Raw genomic sequence first — 25,193 nt, 5'->3', positions numbered from 1 at the left:
CTGCCGGGGGTTTTGCTTTATAGCTAACACCCTTCCTGCTCCCTCCCCCTGCCACAGCCCGACTACACTGGATGCATCCAGGCGTTTTAAAGAGACGCGCATGTCACGATTGCTGGCCATCCTGCTACTGTCGCTTGTCGTTTGGACTACGGGTTCCCATGCCCTGACGTTCACCGATGATGAACAACAGTGGCTCAAAGACCATCCTGAGCTGCTCCTTGGTATCGACACCACGTGGCCGCCCTTTGAGTTCCGCGATCAGGAAGGCAACTACAAGGGCCTTGCCGCCGATTACATACAGCTGATCAGCGACCGGCTGGGTATAACCTTCAAACCGGTGGCAGCCCCAAGCTGGAGCGAAGTGCTGGAGCAGACCAAAGAAGGCAAGATCGACTTGCTGCCCGGCATCATGTCGACACCTGAACGTCAAAAGTACCTGGCATTTACCCGCCCCTATCTGGACTTCCCCATCGTCATCCTCGCCCACAAGGGTGGCGCGTCTCCGAAAAACATCGAAGACCTCTACGGCCTCAGGGTCGGCGTCATTGAAAACTACGCCCCCCATGAGCTTCTGCGCGCGCAATACCCGGACCTGAACATCGTCGCACTGCCCAACGTCAGTTCGGCCCTGCAGGCGCTGGCCACGGACCAGGTCGATGCGATGGTCGGTGACCTGGCTTCCAGCGTATGGAGCCTGCGCCAGCTCAAACTCGATGGTCTTTACGTCAGTGGCGAAACGCCTTTTCGCTTTCAACTGGCAATGGCCGTTCCCAAAAGTCAGACCGTACTGCTCGAACTGCTGGACAAGGTGCTGGCTGACATAAGCCCCAGTGAAACCGAAAGCATTCAGCAGCACTGGGTCGGCAACATCAGTGACTACCGGGCCTTGTGGCGCACCTTGCTGGTGTATGTCCTTCCCGGCGCGCTGCTATTGATCACCGTGCTGCTCATTGTCGTGCGCATCAATCGGCGCCTGAGCTCTGAAATTTCCCGGCGAACGGCCCTGGAACAAGAACTGCGCAGCAGCGAGCATCACTACAGGGGAATGATTGAAAGCCTTTCAGCTATCGCCTGGGAGGCACCACTGAACGGCGGCACCTATACCTATGTCTCGCCCCAGGCCGAAGCGTTGCTGGGCTACCCGATTGCAGACTGGCTAAGTATGGGCTTCTGGAATCGAATCCTGCATCCCGACGACCTGGCCCGAGCCCGGGACTTCCGCGAAAAGGAAGTCAACGCCAACTGCGACCACAGCCTGGACTATCGCGTGATCACCGCTGACGGCAACACGCTGTGGCTGCGCGACATCGCCAGCATCACAACCCATAACCTGCAGGTCGTACTGCGCGGCCTGATGATCAATATCAGCGAAACCAAGCAGACCGAAGAGGCCTTGCGCTTATCCGAAGAGAAGTTCGCCAAAGTATTCCATGCCTCACCCAATGGCCTGTTGGTGAGCCGAAAAAGTGACGGCCTGCTGATAGAGATAAACGAAGGTTTCAGCCGTCTCAGTGGTTATGACAGTGCCAGCGCCTTGCACCACTCAACGTTTGACCTGCATCTATGGGTAGATTTCCAGCAGCGGCGCGAAGTGCTGCGACTACTGGAACAGGACGGCTTTGTACGGGACTTCAGCTGTAACTTCCGTCATAAAGACGGGCACATTCGCCTCTGCGAGATCTCCAGCTACCCACTGATGATCGGAGCTGAACACTGCATTCTGACCATCATTCACGACATCACCGAACGTCACCAGATGCAGGAAAAACTCCTGCAAACGGCCACCGTCTTTGAAAGCACGGCCGAAGGCATCATCTTTACCGACCCCCAGCAAAAAATCACTGCAGTGAACCGGGCCTTCACCGAAATCACCGGCTACAGCGAGAGTGAAGCACTGGGTCAGACCCCGAGAATCCTGGCGTCAGGCCAACACGACCGGGTATTTTTTGCAGCCATGTGGCATCAACTGTCGAACGCCGACAACTGGCAGGGCGAAATCAGCAACAAACGCAAAAATGGCGAAATCTACCCCAACTGGTTGACCATTAGCGCCGTGCGCAACAGCGACAACCTGATCACCCACTTTGTGGCCGTATTTTCTGATATTTCCAGCCTCAAACATGCTCAGGCACGCCTTGACCACCAGGCCCATCACGACCCGCTGACCAACCTTCCCAACCGTTTACTGTTTGAAAACCGGTTGTGCGAAGTACTGGCCGATCAGAGGCGAAACGGCCAGCGCAGTGCCGTGCTGTTTCTGGACCTTGATCGATTCAAAAACATCAACGACAGCCTCGGGCATCCAGTGGGCGACCTTCTGCTGAAAGGCATCGCAACCCGCCTCAAGGAACAGCTGCGCGACATCGACACAGTGGCCCGCCTGGGCGGGGATGAGTTCATCATTTTGCTGCCCGGGCTCAAACAAGCCAACGATGCGCAAATGATTGCCAACAAGTTGCTGGCGTGTTTCAACGCGCCCTTCCTGGCAGGCGAGCACGAGCTTTTCATAAGTGCCAGCATCGGCACCAGCGTATTCCCGGACGATGGCGACGACGTCGCCACACTCGTCAAAAATGCCGACCTGGCGATGTACCACTCCAAACTCAAAGGGCGCAACCGCGTCGAACGCTACAGCCACGACCTTGGCTCACAAGCCAGTGCGCGGGTCGTCCTGAGCCATGAGCTGCGCCGAGCCCTGGAACGCGGCCAGGTATCACTGTTGTACCTACCCAAAATCAGCCTGGATGACTGCAGCGTGGTCGGGGCCGAAGCTCTGCTGCACTGGATCCACCCCATACTCGGAGAAATCCCCCACGAGCGCTTGATTCATCTGGCCGAAGAAAACGGCATGATCATACAAATAGGGGATTGGATGCTTGAACGCGCCTGCCAGCAACTGCACTCATGGAACCAGGTGTACGTCCCCTTTGGAGCGATCTCAGTCAACCTCGCAAGCGCTCAACTGCACCAACCCGGCTTACTGGAGCACGTACAGCACCTGCTCAAGACCTGCATGCTCAAGCCCGGCTACCTGCAACTTAAAATCACTGAAAGCTTTATTACGTGCCAGGCCGAAGAAGCCTGTGAAGCCCTGCATCGACTCAAACAACTGGGGGTAAGACTGTCCATTGACGATTTCGGCACCGGCAACTCGTCCCTCAGCTACCTCAAGCGCTTGCCGCTGGACACGCTGAAAATCGACTCGTCTTTTATCAAGGGCCTGCCCGATGACGCACACGATGCCGCTATTGTTCGCGCCATCATTACACTGGGGCACAGCCTGCAATTGACCATCATCGCGGACGGCGTAGAAACCGGGGCACAGCGTGCATTCCTGGCCCAAGCCGGTTGCGAACAAATCCAGGGCGCCATCGTCAGCCCCCCTCTGTCTGCTGAAAAATTCGCAGCAACCTTCCTTCGTATGACTATTTCAGATTTTTCGGATAGCACTACCGAGAAACCGTCGTTATAATCCGCGGCCTACTGAGGGCCTATAGCTCAGTTGGTTAGAGCAGGGGACTCATAATCCCTTGGTCGTAGGTTCGAGTCCTACTGGGCCCACCAAACTCAAAGCCGCGCACTGCGCGGCTTTTGTGTTTCCGGGGTTTGAGATTTTGCTTTTCAAAACACCCTAAAAACCGCTTTCCGTCCACAAACCGTCCACACCCTTGATTCGCGACATCAGAACGTTGGCGTGTATTTCACGCTGAACATTACGTTACGCGGATCACCGTAGTTGTTGTTGCCATTGAGCTGGTTATAGCCCGCAGTGAAGTAGGTTTTGTCGAACAGGTTGTTGGCGTTCATCGCCAGTTCGATCTCCGGCGTCATCTGGTAGCCGACACGGGCATTCCACACGGCGTAACCCGGCACGTTCACGGAGCTGTCATAGCCAATCGTATGGGTTTGAGCGGTGAAGCCAAGGCCCGTGCTCACGCGGCTCCAGTCACCGCTGAACTGGTAGTTGCTCCACACCCGCAGCATGTGTTTTGGCGTCCACCAACTGAAGATTTTGCCTTCGCTTTCCGGGTCTTTAAGGTATTTGGTGGTGTTGTAGGTGTAGCCCGCAAACAGTTGCAGGCTGTCGGTCACTTCACCGCTGATTTCAGCCTCGATCCCCTGGCTGCGCACTTTCCCTGACGCGATTGAGCAGTACCAACCGTCGCAGAGCTGGGGCGATTGCATGTCAGGGACGGCACGGTTTTCCTGGTCATAACGGAACACCGCCAGGGAGGTGTTGACCCGGCCGTCCATCAACTCACCCTTGATGCCGACTTCGTAGTTGCTGCCGATCACCGGCTTGAGCACAGGGCCCGTTACGGTGCGGGCAGTCTGTGGTTCGAAAACGTCGGTGTAGCTGGCGTAGACGGCCCACTCGCGGCTCAGGTCATAGACGATGCCTGCGTAAGGGGTGACTTGCCCGGTTTCGTTGGTGGTGCTGTCCGGGTTGGCGGTAATGCCGGACGCTTTCTGGGTCCAGTACTTGTAGCTGTAGTCGTACCAACTGACCCGGGAACCCAGCACCAGGGTCAGGGAGTCGACCGGCTTGACTCGCCAACTGCCATAGAGCCCTTTTTGGCGAATGTCATAGTTGCTCGGAGTGCCCTGCCCCCCTGGGGAATTAATTAGGCCTTCGTAGCTGATGTCAGGACGGTCATGGTCGATACCGAAAATAGTGTCAGTGCTGTCATTGAAGGTACGGGCGTATTGGTCGTCCGTGGTCAGCTTCGAGTAATTGCCGCCGACCATGATTTCCTGCTGCATGGACCAGGCTTCGAATTTGCCGGTGAGGTTCATGTCCAGGCCGACTTTGGTGGAGTCGAAGTCCGAGTAAAAATCGGCGTACTGCACGCCGCTGCCATCCGCGGCCAAGCCCTTGAGGGTGGATTGCACCCGCTGGTTCTTAGCTATATTGCTCTCGGTCTGGCGCACGGCGCCGACCTTGAAAGCCCAGTCGTCGTTGAATCTGTGCTCCAGATCGGCATAAAGGGTGGTCACATCGATCTGAGAGTGGTTCCACTTCGCGCCGGTGTAGGTGCTGCGCGGCAGATCGATTGCCTTACTGTCAGCGTAACGCGGGAAGCCGCGAACCATCGGCCGTGATTCGCCGCTGGAGTGGCTGACAGCCAGGCCCAAGGTGGTGTCGTCACGCAAATCGAAGTCCAGGGCACCGTACAGCGAGGTGGTTTTACTCCAGGCGGAATCGACGAACGAGTGGCTGTCGTCCTGGTCGGCCACGAAGCGTCCACGGACCGTGCCGGTCTGGTTCAGCGGTCCGCCGGCGTCCAGTTGCAAGCCGTAATGATCCCAGGAGCCCGCCTTGCCGGTGAGGGTCAGAGTGGGTGCGATCTGCCCGCGTTTGCGCACCAGATTCACCGCGCCACCAGGGCTGCCGGTGCCTTGCAGCAGACCGGATGCGCCACGCAGCACTTCCATGCGATCGAAGAAGATCAGGTCCTGGGTTGCCCAGTTGCCCAGTGCATAGGTGTTGCGCGGGATCGGTACACCGTCGTATTGCCAGTCGTCGATCTGGAACCCGCGCGAACTGAGGATCATGCCTTTGCCCACGCCCTGTGCGCCGACCAGTCCGGTGGTCTTGTTGGCCGCGTCCTTGAGGTCTGTCAGACCTTGATCGTCCAGCTGCTTGCGGGTCACTACCGTGATCGACTGCGGGATTTCCTTGAGGGTGTGGGTGCCCTTGCCGATGGTCACCGCCCGCGAGGTGTAGGAGCCAGAACCTTCGGTGGTGGCGTCGGTGCTGAGTTCAACGATGTTGGTAGCCCCCAGTTGCAGCGCGGCAGTGCTGTCCATGACCGGCTCGACGCTGAAGTTGCCCTGGCCCGTCACTCGCAATTGCAAGCCGCTGCCCGACAATGCCTGTTGCATCGCCTGCTCGGCGGGCATCTTGCCGACCACCGCAGGCGCCTGCTTGCCCTTTACCAGCGACGGCTCCAGCGAAACGATGTGTCCACTCTGGCTGGCAATGGCATTCAGGGTGCTGGCGAGCGGGCCGGACGGCAGATTGAAGGTCAGATCCTGCGCTTGCGCCAGAGTGGAACTGGCCAGCGCAGCCAGGGTGACGGCAACGCAAAGGGGATGGGGCCACGGGTTGAACACAGCGTTCTCCTGAAAATGTGAAAGTGTCAGGAGATAGGTGGGGCGAGAAATGAAAACCAGACACGAATGAGAGCGATTTTCAAAAATAACGCTTCAGCCGTGCTATTTCCCACGAATCAATGTCAACCAGGGGCTGTAGCGATCAACACGAATCGGCAGGGTTTCTGCCAGTGCCGCAAACACCCGATCCGGATTGTCTAGCGGGAATACCCCCTGGACACGAAGGTTGCGAACTTCGGGAGCCACCCGCACAAAGCCGCGACTGTAAGGACGCAGTGCGTTGACGACCGCCTCCAGCGGGTCGTCCAGCACGTTCAAGCGCCCGATCATCCAGTCAGCCCGATGATGTTGATCACCGGCGAGCGGAGCAATGCTGCCGGCTTGCATGACGGCTGACTGGCCTTCCTGCAAATCAATGCTGGTGCCGTCGAACAGCCGGACGTTGACCGAGTGCTGCAACACCACTACCCGCGTGGCGCCGTGTTCCTGGGCCACGAGGAATCGAGTCCCCAGAGCGCGAATTTCACCTTCTGCGGTGCGCACGCTCAGCGGACGAAGAGGATCGGCAGCGACCTGAATTACCAGCTCGCCGTGTCGCAAAATCACCAGGCGGCGCTGGGTATCGAAGCGCAGGTCCACCGAACTCTCGGCATTCAGGCTCAGGCGACTGCCGTCGGCCAGAGTGAAGTCCTGACGCTGGCCGCGCCCGGTGTGCAGGTCAGCCAGCAGCGAGTCACCCCACGGGCTGCGCGCACCGACCCAGGTAGCCCCGCCGAGCAAGCCAAGCCCTGCAATTACCCTGAGCGCATCGCGGCGCGAAGCCTTGGGTTGGAGCAATAGTTGGCGCGCTTCTGCGGCCTGGCCGGGCACCCGTCGATCCAGTGTGCGAACGGCACCGAAGGAAGCACCCAGTCGCTCCTGCAAAGTGGCCCAGGCCTGGGCGTGGGCGGGATCGAGTACCAGCCAGGCATTGAAACGCTTCTGCAGCGACACATCCGGTTCGCCCGCACGCAGGCGCACCATCCAGTCGATCGCCTGCTCGCTGACAGGGTCAAGACGCCGCTTGCTCATGATGCACCTTCGCTCAGATAGCACTGACGCAAAGCCTGCTTCATGTAGCGGCTCACCGTGCGCTCGGACAGCTCCAGCTTGCGGGCAATCTCCACGTAGCTCAGGCCATCCAGCTGGCTGTAGAGGAAGGCCGCCTTGACCAGCATCGGCAGGCCGTCAATCGCCCGATCGATGGCCACCAGGGCTTCGATCAACAGCAATTGTTCTTCCGGGGACGGCGCCAGCGCTTCGGGCAACGTGGACAGGCGTTCGAGGTAGGCCAACTCCAGCTTGCGCCGACGATGACGATCGAAGATCAGGCGTCGGGCAATGGTCGACAGGTAGGCACGGGGCTGCTCGATGGCGTCCGGGTCTACCCGTGCCACCAGTAACTGGCAAAACGTATCGGCAACCGTGTCCTCGGCATCGGCGTGATTGCGCAAATGCCGCTGGATATGAGACAGCAGCCAACGATGATGATCGCTGAAAAAAAAGCCCAACTTGCTGGTCGAAGGAGGTTGCACCGAGCGGCCCACCAGATGTAAGTGCGAATTATTCTCAATCTTACCCGCAGGACGATCGCCACTTCAATACTTGGTTACAACTCCCTGCCCCCTTAGATACGAGCTTTGGCAGGCTCGTTGAGGCAGGGGATCAGCGCTCCGTAGCCTCTGCGCACAGAGATACAACTGAGAAATGCTAGTAGTATCATTGCCATCTGTTTCTCCCGGTATTTCTACCCGCCATGACCCCCCTTCCCCCGAACACGGCGCCCTGCGTACTCATCGTCGACGACAGCCGCAAAATTCGCGAACCGCTGGCCGCGTACCTGCGCCGCCACACGTTTGATGTGCGCACGGCAGCGGACGCCGCGGGCATGTGGCAATTGCTCAAGCAACACGCCTTTGACGTGATCATTCTCGATGTGTCGTTACCCGATGGCGATGGCTTTGACTTGTGCAGCAGGCTGCATCGGCGCGCCGACACGCCGGTGATTCTGCTGACCGCCCGGGACACTTCGGCAGATCGGGTACGTGGCCTCGACCTGGGAGCAGACGACTATGTGACCAAACCCTTTGAACCGAGGGAGCTGGTTGCGCGGATCAACAGTGTGTTGCGTCGCCACCGTCCTGGCGCCGCGAAGCAGGTTGCATCGGCAAGCGCCCTGAAGATGAGCCCCTGTTATCGGTTCGCTGGCTGGCTGTATAACCCCAGTCACGCCACGCTGACCCGTGATCAAGGGGCGCAGATTGTGCTCAGCACGGTGGAGAACAAACTGCTGCAGGTGTTTCTCGACCAACCCAATACGCTGCTGCCTCGCGAGCGCCTGATTGACCTCACGACCGCCACCGACAGTGATGTCAGCGATCGCGCCATCGACCGCCAGGTCAGTCGCCTGCGCCGCAAGCTGGCGTTCAGCGCCGGGGAGCCCGAGTTACTGCGCACAGTCTGGGGCGGCGGTTATCTGTTTGCGGCCGATGTCACGTTGCAAGCGCCATGAATCGTCTGCGCGCCCTGTGGCCCCGCAAGATGCTGCATCAACTCAGTGCGTTGTTGTTGCTCGCGCTGCTCGCCTCCAATGTCATCGCCATTGTGTTTGTGCAACACACCGGCGCGTTGATCCATCCCCTGTCGCGCACCATGAGCCTGGAGCGATTGGTGACCGCCCATCATGTGGCCATGGAAGCCCGGGACGAGGTCTTCGACCGGCTGCTGGGGGCGATCACCAGCGCAGATGCACGTTTCTGGATCTCCACCCAGGCCGACGTCGAACCCTTTGCCATGCGTGCCGAAGAACAGCGAATGGCTAACGCCCTGCGCGAGCAACTGCAACTGCCCCAGGACGTGCGCGTGGCCATGCAACTGGAACGGGTCAGCGGCGACCATGCCCGGGGGCGCGTGTTCAGCCCCGACGGCTGGGCCCCCCTGCGGCTGCGCAGCAGTATCGAATTGCCCGACGGCCGCTACCTCAACGCCCTGCAACATCCGGCAGGCGCCTACGAATGGGGAAATATGCTGGCGTACAGTCTGCCGGTGACGACCGTTCCGGTGCTGTTGATCGTGATGTTCTGCATCAGCCGCGTAGTGCGTCCGGTCAAGACCCTGGCCCAGGCCACCGAACGCGTCAGCCGCGGGGAATGGATTGCGCCACTGCCTCTGACCGGCCCACAAGAAGCACGTGACCTGACGGCGGCCTTTAACACCATGCAAGCCAATATCGCCCGCCATGTCGAAGGCCGTACCCGAATGCTCGCGGCGCTCAGCCACGACCTGAACACGCCCATCACTGAACTGCGGCTGCTGCTGGAACTGCTGGAAGAGAGCCCGGCCCGCGAGGACATGCTCGAAAGCCTGGATGAGTTGAGTGCGATGGTAGGTGCAACCCTCAACTTCGTTCGTGACGATGCCGTGCAGGAGCCCACGCTGACAATTGTGCTGAATGACATGCTGGAGGATCTGGCCAAGCGCTACCGACTCATGAAGCAGCCGGTCACCTGGTCAGGCGCGGCGCCGATCATGCTCACCTGCCGTCCCCTGGCGTTGAAGCGGGCCTTGACCAACCTGATCGACAACGCACTGCGTCACGCCGCAGATGCCACGTTGACGCTGTACCAGGAGGACCCCGGCACCCTGCGACTGGAAATTCTCGATCACGGCCAGGGCCTGCCGCAAGAATGGCTCAGCAAAGTGTTCGAGCCCTTCGTACAGTTTGGCGCCGCCGACGGCTCTCACAATGGCGGCATCGGCCTGGGCCTGGCCATCGCCCGCGCCTGCGTGCAAGCCCACGGCGGCGAACTGCTGCTGGAAAATCGACCGCCCGCCGGGTTGTGCGCCGTGGTCAGGCTGCCGATGGCCCCGGTCAGAAGTTCAGCGTAGCCCCCATCCACAAGGTGCGACCGTAGTTCACCGTGCCGTAGGTTTCGTCGTCCAGACGCTTGTCCGTCAGGTTGTTCAGTGAGCTGTTCAACGTGATCGAGTCTGTGAGTTCGTAAGAGCCGCCGATATCAGCCGTGGTGTAACCCGGTGCAGGCACGTCAGCAAGGGTGTTGCCGGTTTCTTCACCGTAATAGCTGACGGACGCCCAGGCCTGGGCACGGTCCGTCACCACCCACTCGCCGCGCACGCTTGCTTTCTGTTTGGGAGTCAACGCCAGCGGGGCGCCGGCGTTAGCGCCGCTTTTCTGTTCAGAGTCGGTGTAGGTGTAGTTGGCCTTGAGCAAGACGCTGTCGCTGACATCCCATTGACCGGTCAGCTCAACGCCCTGGATCACGGCCTTGTCGACATTGACGCGATCCATGACGATGTAGCCATTCCATCGCTCATCAGTGGTGACGGTAGAGAGTTTGTCTTTGAAGTCGTTGTAGAACACCGTCGCGCCAGCCGACAAATTGTCGCGATTGGACCACAGCGCGGACATTTCGTAGTTGGTGCTCGACTCGGGCTTGAGGTCCGGGTTGCCAAACATCACGAAGCGATTGCGGCGCAGGTAGGCGTAGTCCTTGACCACGGCACGCAGCTCCGGCGCCTTGAAGCCACGGGCGATGCCGCCCTTGAGGGTCCAGTTGTCGGTTGCGCGCCACACCCCGTAGATTCGTGGATTGGCGTGGGTGCCGTACTGTTCGTGGTGGTCCAGGCGCAATCCGGTGGTCAGGGCAAAGGTATCGGTCATCGCCCATTCGTTTTCGGCAAACACGGCCTTCTGTACCACTGAGAACTCGTAATCGACGCGATCACCCAGGCCCTGGTTCCAGTCGGTCAGTTGGCTTTCATTCCACTGCACACCGACGGTGCTGACATTGTGCGCGGTCGGCACCACCAGTTTGGCGTCAAACACCGTGCTCTTGATCTCGGGCTTGCGGCCGTAGATATCCGTTTGCGCAGGTGTCGCCTTGCCCTCGCGGCTGGACGTTTCCTGGAACAACGCCATGTCCGACGTCGCCCAGCCCCAGCGCCCCTGATGTGACAGCGACCAGTGATCGCGATTGTTCTCTTGTTCGCGGGTGGCCCAGTTTGCGCTCACGCCATCGCCGTTCTTGAGGCGCGTGGCGCCCGCTTCCAGCAGGATGTCGTGGTCGACTGTCGGGGTGAATGCCAGCCGCGCGGTCAGGTCACGATGATCGGCATTGCTGAAACCATTGGTTTGCTCGATGTCGTCGTCCGCCTGACGGTCCAGATAACGGCCCCAGACCTGCAAACCGAGAAAATCCTCGCGCAGCGGACCACTGAGGTAGAACTGGGTCTGGCGGGCATTCCCCTGGTCGCTGTGCTGGCGCGCCGAGTAGTCGTAGCCCACAGAGCCGCCCCACTGGGGAGACACTTTGCGGGTGATCACGTTAATCACCCCGCCAATGGCATCCGAGCCATACAGCGATGACATCGGCCCTCGAACCACCTCGATGCGCTCAATGGCCGCGGCTGGCGGCACGAAGCTCTGCTCATAACCGCTGTTGCCGTTGACCCGCGACTCACGGGCGCTCTGGCGTTTGCCATCGACCAGAATCAGGGTGTAATCGGCTGGCATGCCACGAATGGAGATATCCGTCTCATTGGCCCCGCCGTTGACCACTACGCCTTCAACGTCACGCACGGCGTCGCCCAGGTCCCGATAGGATTTGCGGCGAAGCGTCTCCCCATCAATCACCGTGATCGAGGCGGGCGCATCCTCGATGCTCTGCTCGTAACCGGAAGCCGTAACGACCATTTCATCAAGGGTCAGTGCTTGCGGATCTGCCGCCTGGGCAGAAGTCCCCAGCGTGCCGGATGCGCCTGCAGCCAAGGCCAGACGAACCCACAGGGGCAATGGGTGAAAGCGAAGAGACGAATGCATGAAGCGTCCTTATGATTCAACTTAAAAGAGAATCGTAATCATCTACACCCCTGTAGATTGGACAAAATGTGACAACCCCGGCGCTCACTCTTAAAATCCGCCCGCCAGCAAAGTGGTGCCGCAGCCCTGTACCATGACCGCCCACCACGCCCATGCCTTTGGAGCTTCACGTGCCTGATACCCGCCCTCCCGCGCTGGATGAAATCGACCGCCAATTGATTGCGGCCTTGCAGCTCAATGCACGGGAAAGCGTTGCGATGCTGGCTCGCCAGTTGGGAATTGCGCGCACCACCGTGACATCTCGGCTGGCACGACTGGAGAAAACGTCGGTGATCACGGGTTACGGGGTTCGCCTGGGGCAGCGCTTGATTGATGGCGGCTTGCAGGCTTATGTCGGGATTACCGTACAGCCACGCTCAGGCAAAGAGGTGGTCCGGCGCTTGAGCGCAATGGCCCAGGTGCAGCAACTGTGCGCGGTCAGTGGCGAGTTCGATTACGTGGCCTGGCTGCGCAGTGATTCTCCCGAGCAACTGGACCAATTGCTCGACCAGATCGGCAGCGTCGAGGGCGTCGAGAAAACCACCACCTCCATCATCCTCAGCAGCAAAGTTGATCGCGGATAAGTCACTTCGACTGCCAGCTTCGTCACATTGACTAAACAAAAGCCATAACGACGACAGTTTGCGTCTTATTACCGTGTTCCACGCTCCCTATCATGGTGCCTGTCTTTTCCTATACTCAACGTTATGCGTGAGTCGCCAGCAAGGTCAGCCATGAACAAGAATAATCGCCACCCTAACGACGGCAAAAAACCCATCACCATCTTCGGCCCGGACTTTCCGTTTGCCTTTGATGACTGGATCGAACACCCGGCGGGCCTGGGCAGCATCCCGGCACACAAGCTTGGGGCTGAGGTGGCGATTGTCGGCGCCGGGATGGCCGGGATGGTGGCGGCTTATGAGCTGATGAAACTGGGCCTCAAACCCGTGGTGTATGAAGCGTCGAAGATGGGCGGACGTCTGCGCTCGCAAGCCTTTGAGGGCAGCGAAGGGGTTATCGCCGAACTCGGCGGCATGCGTTTCCCGGTGTCTTCCACGGCGTTTTATCACTACGTCGACAAGCTGGGCCTGGAGACCAAACCCTTCCCCAACCCGCTGACGCCCGCGTCGGGCAGCACCGTGATTGACCTTGAAGGCCAGACTTTCTACGCACAAAAACTGGCGGACCTGCCTGCGCTGTTTCAGGAAGTGGCCGATGCCTGGGCAGACGCACTGGAAGCGGGCTCACGCTTTGGCGATATTCAGCAGGCCATCCGCGACCGAGACGTGCCTCGCCTGAAAGAGCTGTGGAACACCCTGGTCCCCCTGTGGGACGACCGCACGTTCTACGACTTCGTCGCCACGTCCAAGGCCTTCGCCAAGCTGTCGTTCCAGCACCGCGAAGTGTTTGGCCAGGTGGGGTTCGGCACCGGTGGCTGGGACTCCGACTTCCCCAACTCGATGCTCGAGATTTTCCGTGTGGTGATGACCAACTGCGACGATCACCAACACCTGGTGGTTGGCGGTGTTGAGCAAGTACCCCTGGGGATCTGGCGTCACGCGCCCGAGCGCTGCGCCCATTGGCCTGCTGGCACCAGTCTGAGTTCGCTCCACCACGGCGCACCACGTACCGGGGTCAAGGCCATCTCTCGTTCAGAGGACGGGATGTTTTCCGTCACCGACATACTCGGGGTGACTCGTCCATATGAAGCGGTGCTGGTGACCTGTCAAAGCTGGCTGCTGACCACCCAGATCGAATGTGAAGAGTCGCTGTTCTCCCAAAAAGTGTGGATGGCACTGGACCGTACACGCTACATGCAATCCTCCAAAACCTTTGTCATGGTCGACCGCCCGTTCTGGAAAGACAAAGACCCCGAGACTGGCCGTGACCTGATGAGCATGACCCTCACTGATCGCCTGACCCGCGGCACTTACCTGTTCGACAACGGTGACGACAAGCCGGGGGTGATTTGCCTGTCGTACTCGTGGATGAGCGATGCGCTGAAAATGCTCCCGCACCCAGTGGAAAAGCGCGTGAAGCTGGCCCTCGATTCGTTGAAAAAGATTTACCCCAAAGTGGACATCGCCAGCCGCATCATCGGCGATCCGATCACGGTGTCGTGGGAAGCCGACCCGCACTTTCTGGGCGCCTTCAAGGGCGCACTGCCGGGGCATTACCGTTACAACCAGCGCATGTACGCACACTTCATGCAGCAGGACATGCCCGGCGAACAGCGGGGGATCTTTATCGCTGGCGACGACGTGTCGTGGACCCCGGCCTGGGTGGAAGGTGCGGTACAGACTTCATTGAACGCGGTGTGGGGCATCATGACCCACTTTGGCGGCAGCACCCACGCGGCCAACCCCGGGCCGGGCGATGTGTTCCACGAAATCGGCCCGATTGCATTGCCGGATTGATCCCTGTGGGAGACCTCAAACCGCTTTCGTAGCCGTTGCCGAAGGCTACGTCCGATTGCGTAGCAATCGTAAAATCCAAGTCCCAGATCCATCTGTCACACCGCAGTACCTGGATTTACGACGACTGCGTCGCCGGACGCAGCCTTCGGCAGCTGCTACGAAATTTGTCAGCGGCAGTTTCAACGGGAAATTTGACCACCAGGAGAACCCCATGCGCGTCGCCCTTTACCAATGCACGCCTCTGCCCCTGGATGTCGCGGGCAATCTGCAGCGCTTGAATGACATTGCACGGCAAGCCGAAAACATCGACCTGCTGGTTGTGCCCGAAATGTTCCTCACGGGCTACAACATCGGCGCCCAGGCCGTGGCCAGACTCGCGCAAACCCACGACGGCGACGCAGCCAGACAGATTGGCGAACTGGCAAAAGCCACTGGCATGGCCATTGCCTACGGCTACCCCGAACGCGGTGCTGACGGGCAGATCTACAACAGCGTGCAGTTGATCGACGCCCACGGCAAAAGCCTGTGCAACTACCGTAAAACCCACCTGTTCGGCGAACTCGATCACTCGATGTTCAGCAAAGGCCCCGATTCATTCCCGGTCATCGAACTCAATGGCTGGAAGCTTGGCCTGCTGATTTGCTATGACCTTGAATTCCCGGAGAACACCCGCCGCCTGGCGCTGGCCGGTGCCGAGTTGATTGTGGTACCCACCGCCAATATGGCGCCCTACGACTTCATCGCCGATGTCACGGTGCGGTGCCGCGCCTTCGAGAACCAGTGCTATGTGGCCTACGCCAACTATTGCGGGCATGAAGGCGAGATCCATTACTGCGGCCAAAGCAGTATCGCCGCGCCCGACGGCAAGCAAATAGCGCTGGCCGGGCATGAGCAAAGCTTGCTGATTGCGACCCTGCAACGTCAGCAACTGGCGGATGCCAAAACCGGGAATTTTTACCTGGCGGACCGTCGCCCCGAACTTTATCGCGAGCTGAGCAAGCGCTAAATCCGCTAGCATGAGCGCATCTCTGTTCCGGAAGTGCCCATGCCTGCGCTGAATCACCCTCACCCCCAACGTCTGACACTTGAAAACGGTCTGACCCTCTGCGTGCGCCATGAGCCGCGCCTCAAGCGCTGTGCGGCCGTTGTACGGGTTGCCGCAGGCAGCCACGATGTGCCCGCCGCGTGGCCCGGCCTCGCGCATTTCCTGGAGCACTTGCTGTTTCTGGGCACAGTGCGCTTCCCGGCGGCAGACAACCTGATGGCTTACGTGCAGCGCCACGGCGGCCAGGTCAATGCCAAAACCTGCGAGCGACATACCGACTTCTTTTTCGAGCTACCACCGGCCGCCTTTGACGGCGGGCTTGAGCGCTTGTGCGACATGCTCGCCCATCCGCGCATGGCTCTGGATGACCAGCTTCGCGAACGTGAAGTGCTGCACGCCGAATTTATCGCCTGGGCCCGCGAAACGTCTGCGCAGCGGGAGATGAAGTTGTTTCAGCCACTGAACCCGGCTCATCCGCTGCGGGCATTCCACGCAGGCAACCGTTACAGCCTGCCCGTGCCGCGCGCAAACTTTCAGCAAGCCCTGGAAGACTTTTACCAAGGGTTCTATCAGACCGGGCAAATGACCTTGAGCCTGAGCGGTCCGCAATCAACCCAAGACTTGATCGTCCTGGCTGAACGTTGCAGCGCCGTGTTGCGCCCAGGCGATACCCTGCTGCAGGCTTGCCCACCAGCGCTGCTGACCGGCGTTGAACCCCAGTATCAACACATGGACGGCCCGTCCCTGAGCCTGATGTTCGCCTTGGAACAGTTGCCGCCAGAGTCCGCCCAGGCCCTGGATTTTCTGTGCCACTGGATCAACGCAGAAAAGCCCGGCGGCCTGCTCGCACAATTACGCGAACAGGGCTTGATCGACACCCTGAAAGCCACACCGCTCTATCACTTCAAGAGCCAGGCCCTGCTGCAGATCGAGTTCAAAGCCACCACCGATATTGCCCCGCAGGCCATGCAGATTCGCGACACGTTCCATGACTGGCTGGCGTTTTTCAGCGCGCAGCAGGACTGGCCCACGCTGCGTGAGGAGTTCCGCCTTCTGCAGCAGCGTCAGCAAGACGTCAGTGGCGCGCTGGAGCTGGCCCGCCGTGATTGCGAGCAACCTACCCCCGGCCTGTCGGATCAGGGCGTAATAACCCTCAAGGCTGTGCTCGAACAGATACAACCTGTACCCATACCGTCATCGCAACAGGCCTGGCATTTGCCTGCACCCAATCCGTATCTGCACGCGGCGAAAGAGCCGGTCAGCGCCGGCCTGATTCGTGGGCAAACCAGTGCTCACCGTGGCTTGCGCACCTTTGCCCAGGACCGCTTGCGCACTCGCCGCGACGTGTCTGCCATGAGTTTCAGCACCGCAGTGCCCAGTCACAGCGGCGAAGCGGCGATTTACCTGCGCTGGCGTCTGCCCGCAAAGCCAGCTGACGATCTGCCGGCGTCACTGGAAAACAGCCTGCGCTCGCTGATACTCGATGCCAGACAGGCTGGGGTTGAAGTGTCGCTCAATGGGTCAGGCAATGACTGGCTGCTGAAAATGTCCGGTTTCCACGAGCCAATGCCCGCCATTCTCGAGCACGCGCTGCGCGTGCTAAGCGCACCACCGGCCAAGCCGCCGGGCAACCTGTCCCCTGGCGCCACCTTGATGCCGATTCGCCAACTGATCAAACGCCTGCCCGAGCTGTGCCAGCCAGCCAGCGAGTCTGCACTCAACGATCTGCAACACGACTGGTCCAAGGCGCACTGGGACGGCTTGGCTGTCGGCCTGCCCGCCGCCACGCAGGCCTTGATCACACCTGTGCTGCACAAGGTTCCCGGCAGCCCGGATGCGCATCTGGCGCAGCATGGCGAGCAGCCAGCCCAACGCCATTGGCACACCGAAGCCTGTGATTCCAGCGAACACGCGCTCATCCTGTTTTGCCCGACCCCCGAGGCAACGCTGGCTGACGAAGCCGCCTGGCGCATGCTCGCCCATGTGATGCAAACCCCGTTTTATCAACGCCTGCGGGTCGAGTTGCAATTGGGTTATGCCGTGTTCAGCGGCCTGCGCCAAATCAATGGTCAAACCGGGCTGCTGTTCGGGGTGCAATCGCCTCACGCCTCAACGACGCAGATCTTTGAGCACATCCAGCACTTCCTCGTGGATTTGCCGAAATTGATCACGACGCTGGATGAAATATCTTTCACCCAAGCCCGAACTGCCTTGGCACAACAATTCTCGACCGAGGCCCTGGGCGTGTTCCAGGCCGGTGAATTGTTATGGCAAGCCAAACTGGCGGGCCACCCGTCGGATTACCTGACAGCCCTCTACACAGCACTTATGAGGCTGGATCAAGGCACTACACTGAAGGCGGCCGAGCACATTAACTCGCCGCAAAGCCGTTGGTTATGCTTGGCTACAAGCCCGGAGACTGAAACGTTTTATCAAGGGAGAAGCTGATCGTTACCAACCACGTAACGGGCTTTCTTCGACATTGAGCGTTCAAAAACCGTCAAATTTAGTAACATAGTCACCTAAGCGTTTGAACAACTCCCTCGGGAGCTGGACTAATCAAGAGACACCCATTCACCCACTCACTGAAGGAGTCACCTCATGGCTTGGACTAAACCTGCTTACACCGATCTGCGCATTGGCTTTGAAGTCACCATGTACTTCGCAAGCCGTTGATCTGCCCGGCCTCTTGAGTAAAAGAGCCCAGCAGAGCAGCCCAACGCCTCGGTTCGCCGGGGCGTTTTTATTTTCAGCATCGCAAGAGAACACGCCATGTTCGTCCAGATTCTAGGCTCCGCCGCTGGCGGTGGATTCCCGCAGTGGAACTGCAACTGCGTCAACTGCGCGGGTTTTCGTGATGGCACCCTGCGTGCCACCGCCCGCACTCAGTCCTCCATTGCGATTTCCGATGACGGTGTGAACTGGGTACTGTGCAACACCTCGCCCGATATTCGTGCGCAACTGCAAAGCTTCGCCCCGATGCAGCCGGGCCGCGCCCTGCGTGATACCGGGATCAGCGCGATCATCCTGATGGACAGCCAGATCGATCACACCACCGGCCTGCTCAGCCTGCGCGAAGGTTGCCCCCATGATGTGTGGTGCACCGACATGGTCCACGAGGACCTGAGCACAGGCTTCCCGCTGTTCACCATGCTCAAGCACTGGAACGGTGGCCTGAACTGGAACCGTATCGAGCTTGAAGGCTCGTTCACCATCCCGGCCTGCCCCAACCTGCGTTTCAGCCCGCTGCCGTTACGCAGTGCGGCGCCGCCGTATTCGCCACACCGTTTCGACCCGCACCCGGGCGACAACATTGGCCTGATCGTCGAAGACCTGCGCACCGGCGGTAAACTGTTCTACGCCCCGGGGCTGGGCAAGGTCGATGCACCGTTGCTGGACATCATGGCGGGCAGCGATTGCCTGCTGGTGGACGGCACGATGTGGGACGACGACGAGATGCAGCGTCGTGGCGTCGGTACCCGCACCGGCCGCGAGATGGGCCACCTGGCGCAAAATGGCCCCGGCGGCATGCTCGAAGTGCTGGAGCAACTGCCCGGCCAACGCAAAGTCCTTATCCACATCAACAACACCAATCCGATCCTCGACGAAGACTCCGCCGAGCGTGCCGAACTGGCCCGCCGGGGCGTTGAAGTCGCCTTTGATGGCATGAGTATCGAGTTGTAATAATTCACCCATCCCCTGTGGGAGCGGACTTGCTCGCGATACAAACGAAGCGGTGTGACTGACAAACCGCAGTGATGCCATCGCGAGTAAACCCGCTCCCACATGACTGGAGAACACACGTGACCCAAGCCCCACTCTCCACCGCCGAATTCGAGGCCGCGCTGCGTGCCAAAGGCGCTTATTACCACATCTACCACCCCTATCAGGTGGCGATGTACGAAGGCCGCGCGACCCGCGAGCAGATTCAGGGCTGGGTCGCCAACCGCTTCTACTATCAGGTCAATATTCCGCTCAAGGACGCCGCCATCCTGGCCAACTGCCCGGACCGCGAAGTGCGCCGCGAGTGGATTCAGCGCCTGCTCGACCACGACGGAGCCCCCGGCGAAGACGGCGGCATCGAGGCCTGGCTGCGTTTGGGCCAGGCCGTCGGCCTGGACCCGGACCAACTGCGATCCCAGGAACTGGTACTGCCCGGCGTGCGCTTCGCGGTGGACGCCTACGTCAACTTCGCCCGCCGCGCCAGTTGGGAGGAAGCCGCCAGCAGCTCGCTGACCGAGATGTTCGCGCCGCAGATCCATCAGTCGCGCCTGGACAGTTGGCCCCAGCACTATCCGTGGATCGACCCGGCCGGCTACGAGTACTTCCGCACCCGCCTGGGCCAGGCTCGGCGCGACGTGGAGCACGGGCTGGCGATTACCCTGCAGCACTACACCACCTACGAAGGCCAGCAGCGCATGCTGGAAATTCTGCAGTTCAAACTCGACATTCTTTGGAGCATGCTCGATGCCATGACCATGGCCTACGAGCTTGACCGCCCGCCGTACCACAGCGTGACCCGCGAACGTGTCTGGCATAAAGGAATCACCCTATGAGCTTTGATCGCAGCAAAGTCCCGACCTGGCGCACCGGCTACCGTTTTCAGTACGAACCGGCGCAAAAAGGCCATGTACTGCTGTACCCCGAAGGCATGATCAAACTCAATGACAGTGCCGCACTGATTGGCGGCCTGATCGACGGCCAGCGTGATGTCGCGGCCATCATTGGCGAACTGGACAAACAGTTCCCCGGCGTACCCGAGCTCGGTGCAGACATCGAGCAATTTATGGAGGTCGCTCGTGCAGAGCACTGGATCGAACTCGCCTGACAGCCCGATGGCGTTGCCACCCAAGCCCGAAGTGGGCTTGCCGCTGTGGTTGCTGGCCGAACTGACCTATCGCTGCCCGCTGCAATGCCCGTACTGCTCCAACCCGCTGGACTTTGCCCAGCAAGGCAAAGAGCTGAGCACCGAGCAGTGGATCAAGGTTTTTCGTGAGGCACGGGAGATGGGGGCTGCCCAACTGGGCTTCTCCGGGGGCGAGCCACTGGTACGTCAGGACCTGGTCGAGCTGATCGGCGAAGCCCGCAAGCTGGGTTTCTACACCAACCTGATCACCTCGGGCATTGGCTTGACCGAGCAAAAGATCAGCGACTTCAAAAAAGCCGGGCTGGACCACATCCAGATCAGTTTCCAGGCCAGTGACGAGCAAGTGAACAACCTGCTGGCCGGCTCGAAAAAAGCCTTCGCGCAAAAGCTCGAAATGGCCCGCGCCGTGAAGGCACACGGCTATCCGATGGTGCTGAACTTCGTCACCCATCGGCACAATATCGACAAAATCGACCGCATCATCGAGCTGTGCATCGCCCTTGAGGCCGACTTTGTTGAGCTTGCCACCTGTCAGTTTTACGGCTGGGCCCAGCTCAACCGCGTCGGCTTGCTGCCGACCAAAGAGCAGCTTGTACGTGCTGAGCGCATCACCAATGAGTACCGGGCCAAACTTGAAGCCCAGGGCCACCCCTGCAAGCTGATTTTCGTCACCCCGGATTATTACGAAGAACGCCCAAAAGCCTGCATGAACGGCTGGGGCAGCATCTTTTTGACCGTGACGCCTGACGGCACGGCCCTACCGTGTCATGGTGCACGGCAAATGCCGGTCGAGTTTCCCAATGTGCGCGACCACACCATGCAGCACATCTGGTACGACTCGTTTGGCTTCAACCGTTTTCGCGGTTATGACTGGATGCCCGAGCCTTGCCGCTCGTGCGACGAGAAAGAAAAGGACTTCGGCGGCTGCCGTTGCCAGGCCTTTATGCTCACCGGGGACGCCAGTAACGCCGACCCGGTCTGCAGTAAATCGCCCCAACACGACCTGATTCTCAAGGCGCGCGAAGAAGCAGAGCACGCCACCCAGACCATTGAACAATTGGCCTTCCGAAATGAACGAAACTCACGTCTCATCGCTAAAGGCTGAACCGTTCAGCGCCGCGCTCGCTGTGGCCGCCGGGGTCGATTTCGCAGAATTGCGCGTCGGCCTACAGGGCCTGTTCTGGAACGAATACCGACCACAGGATGCTGCCTGTCGCATCTGGCATTGGCGCGACGGCGAGGCCCGCTGCCTGACGCCCGACGGTTTCAGCGTACGCAGCCGGGTCTACGAGTACGGCGGCGGCGCGTTTTGCCTGAGTGATGACGCCGTGGTGTTCGTCAACGAGGCCGACCAGCAGCTGTACCGGCAACCTCTGGACGGCACTGCACCGCAGCCCCTGACCCAGGGCGCCTGCCGTTATGGCGACGTGCAGTTTGCTGCGGGCCAGGTGCTGGCTGTCGAAGAACACCTCGATCAACATCGACTGGTCAGCATCGACCTGAGCACCCTGGAGCGCCAGGTTCTGGCCGAAGGTGCCGACTTCTACGCAGCGCCCACACCGAGCCCCGACGGCCAGCGCCTGGCCTGGATCGAATGGAGTCGTCCCCATCAGCCGTGGACCTCGACCCGCTTGATGCTGGCTGAAGGCCAAACCGCTGGGCGCTGGAACCCCGCGCATTGCCTGGCGGGCGATCTCGCAGAAGAATCGCTGCAACAACCGCGCTTCGACGAACACAATCGCCTGCATTGCCTGACCGACCGCGCGGGGTTCTGGCAGCCGTGGGCCGAGTCGGGTGAGGGCCTGATGCCTGCACCCAGCGCCCACGCCGATCATGCACCTGCACCTTGGCAATTGGGCGCCTGCACCTGGCTGCCGATGGGCGAGCAGGCCTACCTCGCCAGTTGGACCGAGGCTGGTTTCGGGCATTTGGGTATCCGCGCGGCTGACGGCACCATTGACGACTTCACCGGCGAATACAGTCGCTTTCGCAGCCTGGCACTGGATGATGAGTTCATCTATTGCATTGCCGCGTCGCCTGTCTACCCATCGGCAGTGGTGCGCATCAGTCGCACCGACCACCGCGTCGACGTGCTGGCCGGTGGCGTTGCGCCGCTGCCTCCCGAGCACATCAGCCGTCCGCAGACCCTGTGCTATCCCTCAGGCGGGGGCCAGGCACACGGTTTTTTCTACCCCTCGATGCAGGGCGAAATCAAACCGCCCGTGGTGGTGTTTATCCACGGCGGCCCGACGTCTGCCTGCTACCCGATGCTCGACCCGCGTATCCAATACTGGACCCAGCGCGGCTTTGCCGTGGCCGACCTCAACTATCGCGGCAGCAGCGGCTATGGCCGTGCCTATCGGCAAGCCCTGCATCTGAAATGGGGAGAGGTGGATGTGGAAGACGCCTGCGCGGTGGTCAGCTATCTCGCCGAACAAGGACTGATTGACCCCGGCAAGGCATTTATTCGCGGTGGCAGTGCAGGTGGCTACACCACGCTGTGCGCGTTGGCGTTCAACAACGTATTTCGGGCAGGTGCCAGCCTGTATGGCGTCAGCGACCCGATTGCCCTGGCCCGTGCCACACACAAGTTTGAAGGTGATTACCTGGACTGGCTGATCGGCGATCCGGAGCGCGATGCCCAGCGCTACGCGGCTCGCACCCCACTGTTACACGCCAGCCAGATCAGGGTGCCGGTGATTTTCTTCCAGGGTGAACTGGACGCTGTCGTGGTGCCGCAACAAACCCGGGACATGCTCCTGGCCTTGCAAGCCAACGGCATCCCGGCCAAGGCCCATTACTACCCCGACGAGCGCCACGGTTTTCGCAAGGCCAGCAACCAGGCCCACGCACTGGAACAGGAATGGTTGTTTTATAGCCAATTATTGACGCACTGATCCCGTGGCAGCGGGCTTGCTCGCGATAGCATCAACTCAACCTGCCTGATGGACCGAGTTGCCTGAATCGCGAGCAAGCCCGCTCCCACGCGAATCAGTTGCCGCACTAGCGCTTGGCGATAATCCACACCGCGTGCACGATCCCCGGAATGTAACCGCACAACGTCAGCAGAATATTCAGCCAAAATGCCCCTGCAAAACCCACTTGCATAAATACGCCCAACGGCGGAAGCAGGATGGCGAAGATGATTTTGATAAGGTCCATATTCACAGCTCCCAATGATTGGCGGGCTCAATCAAGCCCTACCGACAATCGACTGCGAGCTCAGGCCAAAGGTTCAGTCAGCACTTATCCACAGACAAAAAAAACGCCCCGTGCCGAAGAAATCAGGCACAGGGCGACGCGTTATACCGCGAGACGGTTCTTTAAATTCTGTGTGGCCGATGCAGTCAGACCGCAACACCGCGACGGCACTGCAACTGAGCCGTGCGAACACGGGCAAAGGCCCGGGCCAGACGCAGCAGCATTTCATCTATGTTGCCCTTGCTGACGCACAGTGCCGGGGTAAACCGCAGGCAATCAGGTTGCGGCGCGCTGATCAGCAGCCCCTCGTACAGCGCCGCCTTGACCACCGCCTGGGCCGAGTCGTCCGATAAGGTCAGCCCCCACAGCAGACCCTGCCCACGCAATTCACCCTGTGCATAACTATTGGCCAAACGACCCAGGCCTTCGCGCAAGTGCTGCCCCGCGTCACGGACCTGCTGCAAAAAGCCCTTCTCCAGCATCGTGTCGAGCACTGCCAAGCCTGCTGCGGTCATCAAGGCATTGCCATGATGGGTGCCGCCCAGTTCGCCTGGCGCCAGGCAGCACGCCTTGCCGCGAGCCAGCAGCGCAGCCAGTGGCACTCCCCCGCCCAGGCCCTTGCCCAGGGTGATGATGTCGGCGCGAATGCCGTAATTCTGCTCCGCCAGCAACGTTCCGCAACGGCCCATGCCGGTCTGGACTTCATCCAGAATCAGCAAAATCCCCAACTCGCGGCACAAACGCTCCACACCCTTGAGGTAATGCTCGGTTGCCGGGATCACGCCGGCTTCGCTTTGCACCGGTTCCAGCATGATGGCCACGGTCTGTGCATCGACGGCCGCATGCAACGCGGGCAAGTCGTTGAACGGCACATTGATAAAGCCCGGCAGTTGCGGCTCGAAACGGTTATCCAGCGTCGCGCTGCCCGAGGCCGACATCGCACCAAAACTGCGGCCATGACAACTGCGGCTGGCCGTGATGATCCGGTGTGCGCCCCCGCGATGCAGTTGCCCCCATTTGCGCGCCAGCTTGATCGCACCCTCGTTGGCCTCAGCGCCGGTATTGAGCAAATGCACTTGATCGCTGCCAGTGCTTTCACACAAGCGATGCGCCAAATCCAGCATCCCCCGGTTTAAAAAACCCGCACCTGGGTTCATCAAGGATTGCGCTTGGTCGGCCATCGCCTTGACCAGCACCGCCGGGCTGTGGCCCAGGCTGTTGGCCGCCCCGCCCTGGGTAAAATCCAGGTACGCACGGCTGTCGCTGTCCCACATCCACGAACCTTGTCCGCGCACAAACACATGGGCTTCGCGCTCAACGCAAGGCATAAGGTACTCACGGGAAGGGTGGTTGCCAGATATCGAGGGTGCCGAATGCGCAGCCATCTCTTCAAGACTGGGGGAATGGCGACGCAGGTTAAACAGGTTCATGCACGCGGACCTTGTGACCATAAACAGATTCGATTTGCAACCTGCGGCTTTTCATATAGAAGGTAAACCTCTCGATGGGTTTATTGCCCTGCCTATGTAAAACGCCGCTGCACATCAGCCTCTCTGGCTCGATGAGCCTTGTGGAATGGGCGTAGACTAGGCGCCTCAAGGCCAATGGGCCATTTCGTTTTTTAAGCAT

19 protein-coding genes and 1 tRNA gene are annotated in these 25,193 nt (G+C 60.1%); 14 read left to right on the top strand and 6 right to left on the bottom strand.

The window, feature by feature from the left end; translation table 11 throughout:
- Nucleotides 1-100 precede the first annotated feature (100 nt).
- A complete protein-coding gene (locus AACY07_RS23075; RefSeq protein WP_339477976.1) occupies nt 101-3,472 on the top strand; it encodes a bifunctional diguanylate cyclase/phosphodiesterase in 3,372 nt (1,123 codons plus the stop codon).
- Between the two features lie 15 nt (nt 3,473-3,487).
- Nucleotides 3,488-3,564: transfer RNA gene (locus AACY07_RS23070), tRNA-Ile, on the top strand.
- 117 nt (nt 3,565-3,681) lie between these two features.
- Here AACY07_RS23070 and AACY07_RS23065 read toward each other — a convergent pair.
- The 3 genes from AACY07_RS23065 to AACY07_RS23055 form a co-directional block, all read right to left on the bottom strand.
- Nucleotides 3,682-6,117 (bottom strand): TonB-dependent siderophore receptor, encoded by a 2,436-nt coding sequence (locus AACY07_RS23065; protein WP_339477973.1) that lies wholly within the window; start codon nt 6,115-6,117, stop codon nt 3,682-3,684.
- 102 nt (nt 6,118-6,219) lie between these two features.
- Complete coding sequence (locus AACY07_RS23060) at nt 6,220-7,188, bottom strand: FecR family protein (protein ID WP_339477970.1); 969 nt, start codon at nt 7,186-7,188, stop codon at nt 6,220-6,222.
- Nucleotides 7,185-7,691: a sigma-70 family RNA polymerase sigma factor gene (locus AACY07_RS23055; protein WP_339477968.1), complete on the bottom strand. Its 507-nt coding sequence runs from the start codon at nt 7,689-7,691 to the stop codon at nt 7,185-7,187. The genes AACY07_RS23060 and AACY07_RS23055 overlap by 4 nt, the downstream gene beginning before the upstream one ends.
- A 221-nt stretch (nt 7,692-7,912) precedes the next feature.
- Between AACY07_RS23055 and AACY07_RS23050 the strand changes: the two genes are divergently transcribed.
- The gene (locus AACY07_RS23050) at nt 7,913-8,668 is read left to right on the top strand and encodes a response regulator transcription factor (protein WP_339477966.1); all 756 of its coding nucleotides are present in this window, start codon (nt 7,913-7,915) and stop codon (nt 8,666-8,668) included.
- Between the two features lie 32 nt (nt 8,669-8,700).
- Nucleotides 8,701-10,044 carry an ATP-binding protein gene (locus tag AACY07_RS23045; protein WP_445261400.1) on the top strand — a complete coding sequence of 448 codons (1,344 nt, stop codon included), beginning with the start codon at nt 8,701-8,703 and terminating at the stop codon, nt 10,042-10,044.
- Here AACY07_RS23045 and AACY07_RS23040 read toward each other — a convergent pair.
- Nucleotides 10,028-11,995: a TonB-dependent receptor domain-containing protein gene (locus AACY07_RS23040; RefSeq protein ID WP_339477963.1), complete on the bottom strand. Its 1,968-nt coding sequence runs from the start codon at nt 11,993-11,995 to the stop codon at nt 10,028-10,030. The two genes, AACY07_RS23045 and AACY07_RS23040, sit on opposite strands and share 17 nt — an antisense overlap.
- Nucleotides 11,996-12,165: 170 nt before the next feature.
- On the opposite strand from AACY07_RS23040, the gene AACY07_RS23035 reads away from it, so the two are divergent.
- From AACY07_RS23035 to AACY07_RS22990, 10 genes are all read left to right on the top strand, one after another.
- Complete coding sequence (locus AACY07_RS23035) at nt 12,166-12,618, top strand: Lrp/AsnC family transcriptional regulator (RefSeq protein WP_019823049.1); 453 nt, start codon at nt 12,166-12,168, stop codon at nt 12,616-12,618.
- Nucleotides 12,619-12,768: 150 nt separating this feature from the next.
- Nucleotides 12,769-14,451 (top strand): flavin monoamine oxidase family protein, encoded by a 1,683-nt coding sequence (locus tag AACY07_RS23030; RefSeq protein ID WP_133075290.1) that lies wholly within the window; start codon nt 12,769-12,771, stop codon nt 14,449-14,451.
- A gap of 211 nt (nt 14,452-14,662) precedes the next feature.
- On the top strand, nt 14,663-15,457 hold the full coding sequence (locus AACY07_RS23025) for a carbon-nitrogen hydrolase family protein (RefSeq protein ID WP_339477961.1): 795 nt from the start codon (nt 14,663-14,665) through the stop codon (nt 15,455-15,457).
- Between the two features lie 39 nt (nt 15,458-15,496).
- Nucleotides 15,497-17,944: a pyrroloquinoline quinone biosynthesis protein PqqF gene (pqqF, locus tag AACY07_RS23020; RefSeq protein ID WP_339477958.1), complete on the top strand. Its 2,448-nt coding sequence runs from the start codon at nt 15,497-15,499 to the stop codon at nt 17,942-17,944.
- A gap of 153 nt (nt 17,945-18,097) precedes the next feature.
- Complete coding sequence (gene pqqA, locus AACY07_RS23015) at nt 18,098-18,172, top strand: pyrroloquinoline quinone precursor peptide PqqA (RefSeq protein WP_003444522.1); 75 nt, start codon at nt 18,098-18,100, stop codon at nt 18,170-18,172.
- 96 nt (nt 18,173-18,268) lie between these two features.
- Nucleotides 18,269-19,180, top strand: coding sequence for a pyrroloquinoline quinone biosynthesis protein PqqB (gene pqqB, locus AACY07_RS23010; protein ID WP_133075287.1), 912 nt, complete (start codon nt 18,269-18,271; stop codon nt 19,178-19,180).
- A 119-nt stretch (nt 19,181-19,299) separates the two neighbouring features.
- Nucleotides 19,300-20,052, top strand: coding sequence for a pyrroloquinoline-quinone synthase PqqC (gene pqqC / locus AACY07_RS23005; RefSeq protein ID WP_133075286.1), 753 nt, complete (start codon nt 19,300-19,302; stop codon nt 20,050-20,052).
- Nucleotides 20,049-20,324: a pyrroloquinoline quinone biosynthesis peptide chaperone PqqD gene (pqqD, locus tag AACY07_RS23000; RefSeq protein ID WP_133075285.1), complete on the top strand. Its 276-nt coding sequence runs from the start codon at nt 20,049-20,051 to the stop codon at nt 20,322-20,324. Before pqqC ends, pqqD begins: the two co-directional genes overlap by 4 nt.
- 7 nt (nt 20,325-20,331) lie before the next feature.
- Nucleotides 20,332-21,468: a pyrroloquinoline quinone biosynthesis protein PqqE gene (pqqE, locus tag AACY07_RS22995; protein WP_339478042.1), complete on the top strand. Its 1,137-nt coding sequence runs from the start codon at nt 20,332-20,334 to the stop codon at nt 21,466-21,468.
- Nucleotides 21,434-23,260 (top strand): S9 family peptidase, encoded by a 1,827-nt coding sequence (locus AACY07_RS22990; RefSeq protein WP_339477954.1) that lies wholly within the window; start codon nt 21,434-21,436, stop codon nt 23,258-23,260. Before pqqE ends, AACY07_RS22990 begins: the two co-directional genes overlap by 35 nt.
- Before the next feature lie 106 nt (nt 23,261-23,366).
- Here AACY07_RS22990 and AACY07_RS22985 read toward each other — a convergent pair whose 3' ends face one another.
- Entirely contained in the window at nt 23,367-23,525 is a 159-nt protein-coding gene (locus AACY07_RS22985; protein ID WP_004419451.1) for a YqaE/Pmp3 family membrane protein, read from the bottom strand.
- Nucleotides 23,526-23,710: 185 nt separating this feature from the next.
- On the bottom strand, nt 23,711-24,994 hold the full coding sequence (locus tag AACY07_RS22980) for an aspartate aminotransferase family protein (protein WP_339477951.1): 1,284 nt from the start codon (nt 24,992-24,994) through the stop codon (nt 23,711-23,713).
- Between the last annotated feature and the right edge of the window lie 199 nt (nt 24,995-25,193).

This window comes from Pseudomonas sp. RL_5y_Pfl2_69 (assembly GCF_963970465.1).
Classification (GTDB): domain Bacteria; phylum Pseudomonadota; class Gammaproteobacteria; order Pseudomonadales; family Pseudomonadaceae; genus Aquipseudomonas.
The sequence above is the reverse complement of the archived record's forward strand: the minus strand, read 5'-3'. Positions and strand labels throughout refer to the sequence as shown.

Excerpts from the sequence above, each read along its gene's own strand:
- AACY07_RS23075 (WP_339477976.1), top strand. The coding sequence starts at position 101 with ATGTCACGATTGCTGGCCATCCTGCTACTGTCGCTTGTCGTTTGGACT.
- AACY07_RS23060 (WP_339477970.1), bottom strand. The coding sequence starts at position 7,188 with ATGAGCAAGCGGCGTCTTGACCCTGTCAGCGAGCAGGCGATCGACTGG.
- AACY07_RS23050 (WP_339477966.1), top strand. The coding sequence starts at position 7,913 with ATGACCCCCCTTCCCCCGAACACGGCGCCCTGCGTACTCATCGTCGAC.
- AACY07_RS23040 (WP_339477963.1), bottom strand. The coding sequence starts at position 11,995 with ATGCATTCGTCTCTTCGCTTTCACCCATTGCCCCTGTGGGTTCGTCTG.
- AACY07_RS23030 (WP_133075290.1), top strand. The coding sequence starts at position 12,769 with ATGAACAAGAATAATCGCCACCCTAACGACGGCAAAAAACCCATCACC.
- AACY07_RS23025 (WP_339477961.1), top strand. The coding sequence starts at position 14,663 with ATGCGCGTCGCCCTTTACCAATGCACGCCTCTGCCCCTGGATGTCGCG.
- pqqF (WP_339477958.1), top strand. The coding sequence starts at position 15,497 with ATGCCTGCGCTGAATCACCCTCACCCCCAACGTCTGACACTTGAAAAC.
- pqqB (WP_133075287.1), top strand. The coding sequence starts at position 18,269 with ATGTTCGTCCAGATTCTAGGCTCCGCCGCTGGCGGTGGATTCCCGCAG.
- pqqD (WP_133075285.1), top strand. The coding sequence starts at position 20,049 with ATGAGCTTTGATCGCAGCAAAGTCCCGACCTGGCGCACCGGCTACCGT.
- pqqE (WP_339478042.1), top strand. The coding sequence starts at position 20,332 with ATGGCGTTGCCACCCAAGCCCGAAGTGGGCTTGCCGCTGTGGTTGCTG.
- AACY07_RS22990 (WP_339477954.1), top strand. The coding sequence starts at position 21,434 with ATGAACGAAACTCACGTCTCATCGCTAAAGGCTGAACCGTTCAGCGCC.
- AACY07_RS22985 (WP_004419451.1), bottom strand. The coding sequence starts at position 23,525 with ATGGACCTTATCAAAATCATCTTCGCCATCCTGCTTCCGCCGTTGGGC.
- AACY07_RS22980 (WP_339477951.1), bottom strand. The coding sequence starts at position 24,994 with ATGAACCTGTTTAACCTGCGTCGCCATTCCCCCAGTCTTGAAGAGATG.